The sequence below is a fragment of the Silanimonas sp. genome (assembly GCF_044377035.1).
In the GTDB taxonomy this organism is placed as follows: Bacteria; Pseudomonadota; Gammaproteobacteria; order Xanthomonadales; family Xanthomonadaceae; genus Silanimonas.
Window position 1 is genome coordinate 1 of record NZ_JBILJW010000050.1, and the last position, 5,010, is coordinate 5,010.

At 67.3% G+C, this 5,010-nt stretch carries 6 protein-coding genes; all 6 read right to left on the reverse strand.

The window, feature by feature from the left end; all coding sequences use genetic code 11:
- A partial coding sequence (gene virB11, locus ACIQ6S_RS14135) for a P-type DNA transfer ATPase VirB11 (RefSeq protein WP_397608909.1) occupies positions 1-767 on the reverse strand: 767 nt, incomplete at its 3' end.
- Positions 768-769: 2 nt separating this feature from the next.
- Positions 770-1,942, reverse strand: coding sequence for a TrbI/VirB10 family protein (locus tag ACIQ6S_RS14140; protein WP_397608910.1), 1,173 nt, complete (start codon positions 1,940-1,942; stop codon positions 770-772).
- On the reverse strand, positions 1,939-2,688 hold the full coding sequence (locus tag ACIQ6S_RS14145) for a TrbG/VirB9 family P-type conjugative transfer protein (protein ID WP_397573686.1): 750 nt from the start codon (positions 2,686-2,688) through the stop codon (positions 1,939-1,941). Before ACIQ6S_RS14145 ends, ACIQ6S_RS14140 begins: the two co-directional genes overlap by 4 nt.
- Positions 2,685-3,692, reverse strand: coding sequence for a virB8 family protein (locus ACIQ6S_RS14150; protein ID WP_397573685.1), 1,008 nt, complete (start codon positions 3,690-3,692; stop codon positions 2,685-2,687). Before ACIQ6S_RS14150 ends, ACIQ6S_RS14145 begins: the two co-directional genes overlap by 4 nt.
- A 10-nt stretch (positions 3,693-3,702) precedes the next feature.
- A complete protein-coding gene (locus ACIQ6S_RS14155) occupies positions 3,703-4,131 on the reverse strand; it encodes a hypothetical protein (protein WP_397573684.1) in 429 nt (142 codons plus the stop codon).
- A gap of 96 nt (positions 4,132-4,227) precedes the next feature.
- On the reverse strand, positions 4,228-4,956 hold the full coding sequence (locus tag ACIQ6S_RS14160; RefSeq protein WP_397608911.1) for a TrbM/KikA/MpfK family conjugal transfer protein: 729 nt from the start codon (positions 4,954-4,956) through the stop codon (positions 4,228-4,230).
- Positions 4,957-5,010: the final 54 nt, after the last annotated feature.

A 5,010-nucleotide genomic window follows, 5' to 3' on the forward strand; every position in this document is an offset into this window, starting at 1 on the left:
ATGCGGAGGCAGGCTTCCATGCAGCTCTTCGCGGTGACGTTCGCGGTGCTCTGCCCGCCTTTCGAGTACAGCAGGTGCACGACGTTCGGCTGGTCGATGAACAGCTCGCGGGCGTCTTCGATAGTGACGAGCCGCTCGTGGTGCGGGATGTGCGTCACCAGCGACTTCATGAACGTCGTCTTGCCGGAGCCCGTCGCGCCGGCGACGACGATATTCTTTCGGTAGGCCACGGCCTTGCGGAAGAAGTTTCCGTAGTCGCGTGCGCGTCGCAGCGCCAGCAATTCGGCGTCCTCCGCGCTGATCTCGCCGGAATGCTCGATGACCTTGTCGAAAAAGCCATCGGCCTGGTACTGGTCGAGCGTTCGCGTCTGCTTCGAAGGCAGGCGGATCGTGATCGAGGTCCGGCCGGCATCGCAGGCGGGGGGAATCACGAACTGCGCGCGCTGGCCGGTCGGGAAGGTCAGCGAAACGACGGGATCGATGTCGGTGATGCGCTGGCCGGTGTTGCTCTCGTTGACCACCGAAACGCAGAACTGCCGTGCGCGATCGAAGGTGAGCGTCGGCACCTCGACCTTGCTCCACCCTCCCCGGCCCTCGACCCAGACCTCGCCCGGTCGATTGATGCAGATCTCGGTGATCGACGGATCCGCCATGAACGGCAGGATGCCCAGCACCTGGAACTGGTACTCGAGGAAGTCGTTCGAGACCAGCGCCAGCCGCGAGCTGTCGTCGATCAGGTCCACGCCGGGCGCTCCGTCCGGGCTCATGGTCAGTTCGCGCCGACCACGTTGCCGAAGTCGATGTCCGCGGTGACGTAGATGTTCACCACGGTGCCCTGGTTGATCGTGACGGTCGGCGGACGACGGCTGTTCTCGGCGATGGCCTGCTGCGCGAGGTTCTGGATGCTTTCCGCCGTGTTGCTCTCGAAAGGCTCCTGCGTGACGAAGCCCCCGCTCGTCAGCCCGGTCTGTGCAGGGCCTTCCTCCGCCGCGTAGTACTTGAAGGCGTCACTGAGCAGGCTGATCATCAGCGCGCTCGAGATGCGTCGCGCCCAATGCGCGTCGTACTGGCCCGGCATGCCACTGGAGCCCAAGTTGTCCACGCCCGGGGCCTGCAGCGTCACGTCGATGCCCAACGGCGTCAGCACGCGATCCCAGACCACCGCCATCCGGTTGTTCATGAAGTCTCCGGCGCCGTAGCGGCCGTAGATCTTCGAGCCCTTCGGCATCAGCAAGGCCCGGCCATTGAACGAGTAGACCGGCTCGGTGACGACGCACGATGCGAAGCCGTCGAGATCGGAAACGATCCGCGTCTCGAGCACGCAACGCAGGTAGGTGCCACGCACCATCGTCGTGTCCGGCTTGGCGAGGCGCGTCGGCTGGGCACTGGCCACGGGGCGCGCGGCCCCGCCCGCAGCAGCGAGCGCCCCGGAAAGATCCGTGCCCTGCGCGCCCCCGGCCGACGACGACGACGCCGCGGACGAAGGCGAGTTGCCTCCGGCATCAGCGATGCGGCGCTCCATCACGCTACGCCGCGGATCCACGCGCACGGGAGCCGAGCCGGCACCGGTCGCGTCGATGGCCGGCAGCGGTGGCGGCATGTCGGCGACCGGCGCTTCGTCGACGACGGGAATCGGCGGCGCCTCGGGCTGGGGACGCTCCGTAACCGCCCGCGGCAGCTGCGGCATGGCCATCGCCTGCTCGGGTTCCGGGGCACGGGCCGTGGGACCGTCACCGCCCGAGCGCAACACGAGCATCGCCATCAACAGCACGATGACGAGCGTGCCGCCCAGGAAGAACAGCGCCTTTCGATTGAGGCGCTGGGTCTCCTCGTCCTTCAGGACCGGGGTCGCCGCGTCGAGGTCCGGGCCTGCGGCCTGCTGGTAGTAGGGGTTGCCCGCGGCGCCGGCATCGGCGTCGTTCGGCGGCATGTTCTGGCTCATTCGGCGGGATTCCTGCGCAAACCCACCGTCTCTTCGCCATGGCGAAGTACGAGGAAGGGGTAGATGCCATGGACGACGATCGTGTCGGCTTCGACGTTCGAGTTCACGACGAAGTCCTCGTCGTGCCGCGCGTTGCGCGCATACACCGTCGGCCAGTTCCCCGAGGGGATGTTCCCGGGGTTCGGCAGGCGGATGTAGGTGAAGCTGCCGTCGTCGTAGACGCTGGTCGGGACCAGCCATTCCCGGCGGGTCTTGGTGGAGAGGTCGTAGTCGTAATGCATCGGCTTCACGGCTTCGATCGGCGGCTCGGGCGCGACGTCCGCCACCGGTTCGGCACTCGCCTCCGGCACATCCTCGTAGTCGAACGCGATGCGGTACTGCACGCCACGGCTGCGCACCTCATCGAGCTTGCGCCAGTCCGACGCCGCCACCTGCAGCTCGAAGATGTACGAGCGGCGCTGGGTGCGGATCAGCAGATTGGTGTCGACGTCGACGTTCTTGGGCTTGATGTAGAACAGGTGGTCGCGCCGAACGATGTCCCAGCCACCGCTGAAGCCGGCGCTGTAATCCAGCACCGGGTCGGCGGGATCGAGCTCGATCGTGGTCGCGATGCCGAGCCCCGTGCGAACGGGGTAGATCCCACCCTCCTCGTACGTGTATCGGGAAATGGCATTGGCCGCGCTGGCGCCCATGGGCGCGGCGACAGCCATCAAGGCCAGGGCGAAAATCAAACAACGGCGCATCATGTCGCTGGAACTCCATTGGGAGACGGGGCGGCGGTTCCGGGCGCCGGCGTGCCTCCGGCAGGCGCGGCGTCCGTGGCGGAAGGTTCGGCCGCGGGCGCGCCGAGGCTGGGAGGGGGCGGAACGCCGCTGCCGTCGGATGCGGCAGCGGGTTGGCCGGCAGCAGCAGCCGCCGCAGCGCGCGCCTGGGCCTTCAGCGCTTCGATCGAGGCATCCCGCTCGCCGATCAGCGCGGATGCCGACGTCATCGCGGCGTTGAACGCCTCGTCGAGCGCGCCCGGCCCGGTGGCCGAGAGGTCGAGGTCGGAGCGGTAATGCGTGACCACGAAACCCAACGGGTTCAGCCAACGCAATGCCTCGTCCAACTGCAGGTTTGGCAGATAGTTGAACGACAGGGTGATGAGGCGACGGTCGATCGGTTGAAGCGCTCCGCTGGTGCGATCGAACAGGTTGCGCTGCAGCCGCACCGTGGCTCCAACCACGCGGCCGCCGTCGTAGATCGAGGTGATGCTCGAGATCTGGACGCGGATGGCCTGGTTCGCACGGACGAACTTCGCCGGGCTGCTGGGATTCGTCTCGGCGAGGATGGACGCGAAGGCCTTCTGCTGCTCGCCGCTGGACATCACGTTGACCTGCGCCCAGTCGCGCGCCTTCAAGAGGTCGGCATCGAACGACTCGCGCGCGGTCACGTAATTGGCGACATTGGCACGGGCGAGCGTCTCGTTCGCCACGGTCGACTGGTAGAAGGGATCGTCCCTCAGCACAGCGACCGAAGCCGTTCCGGAGAACGGGTCCGCCATCACGACGTAGGGAATCTTTTCCTTCAACGGCAGCATGAAGTAGTAGCCGCCGGCGAGCGCCAACGACATCAGCATCGAGCCGAACGCGACGAACCACGCGCGACGTTCGCTCTTGCGGGCGAGTTCGCCGATCGTGACCTCGAAGCTGGCGGCCGCGGCCACCGCCTTCTGGACGTTGGGCGTGTCTTTCTTGTTCTTTCCGAACATCGTCGCGCGCTCAGCTCTTCGCGCCGGAGGCCGGCTCAGCCGGGACGCCGCCAGCGGACGAGACCACGATCGAATCCCCTTCCAGCGCGAACCCGATGCCCTGCGCGGCGTAGGCCGAAGCCAGCTGGCCCAGCGCGGCATCGAGCGAAGCGGCCGTCACCTTCGTGGCCTGCAGGTGCACCGAGTAGTTCATCGGCGCGCGGTACGCAACGCGGCGGTTCGATTCCCGGCCCCAGCGATCGACGACATCGCGTAGCGTGCGATCGGAGGGCAGGACGACAAAAGCGTGCAACGGGCGCAGCGGGATCGCGCGGGGCTCCGCATCGATCGTGTTGACCTCCCGCCAGCGACCGCGGAAATCAGGCGCCGGCGTGGTGCCGCACGCGGAAAGCAGAGACATCACGACCACGGCGAGCGTGGCCGTTCGAACGAATCCCATCACGAAACACATCCTGATTCGAAGCAAGAAACCGGAGCCGGAAGGTCGACCACGCGTCGTGGCCGAAATGCCTCCCGATGCAATGCCGGGAGGCGATCAGAGCGTCGAGTAAGCGCTCTGCTGGAGCTGGTCGCGTCGACCGCCGTTACGCCGGCGCTCTTCGCGGTCCGCTTCGTAGCGCGCCTGCGCGGCGGAGGCCCCATCCGGCTCGGACCAGAACCCGCCATCCAAGGGTTCGCCGATGTACACGGGCACGGAATCCTTGAGATCCGTGTACTCATGCGCGTAGTACTCGGCGCAATCGCCCGGCATGTCATTGGCGATGTAGAACTCGCCATCACCCAGCGGGCGTCGGTTCACCGTATTGATCGCCGAAGCGCTGCAGATGCGGCCCTCGTCGTCGGCCCCCGGGGCACGGGCCATGATCTCGACCAGGCGATCCATCCGCGCGTCGCCCTGCCCGCTCGTCTTCGGGCACAGCTTCAGGAAGTTCAGGCGGCGCCAAGGCTTGATGGTCAGGTACTTGCGGATCGGCGGGACGCACTGCGAAACGCGCCCACCGGCGCCGGCGCTACCGGCGAGACACAGGATGACTTCGCAGGCAGTGGCGGCGTCGCCGCTCGGGCCCGGAGGAAGCGTCGACATCAGCTGCTGGATCTGGGCAGCCACCTCGGGCGAGACACCTGGGGGAATCATCGGGTCCACGGGGGTGGCCGCCGACGGCGTCGGAGCGCTCACGTTCGCGGGATCGACCGCCGCGTTCGCGAGGAGTGGGGCAAGGCCCAAGGCGAGCACAAGGGCGGGAACGAACACGGAGGATCGCATGGGGGGCTTTCCTTGCCACGACGCGGGGACGACGTGGCGCTCGGGGGGCTGGGG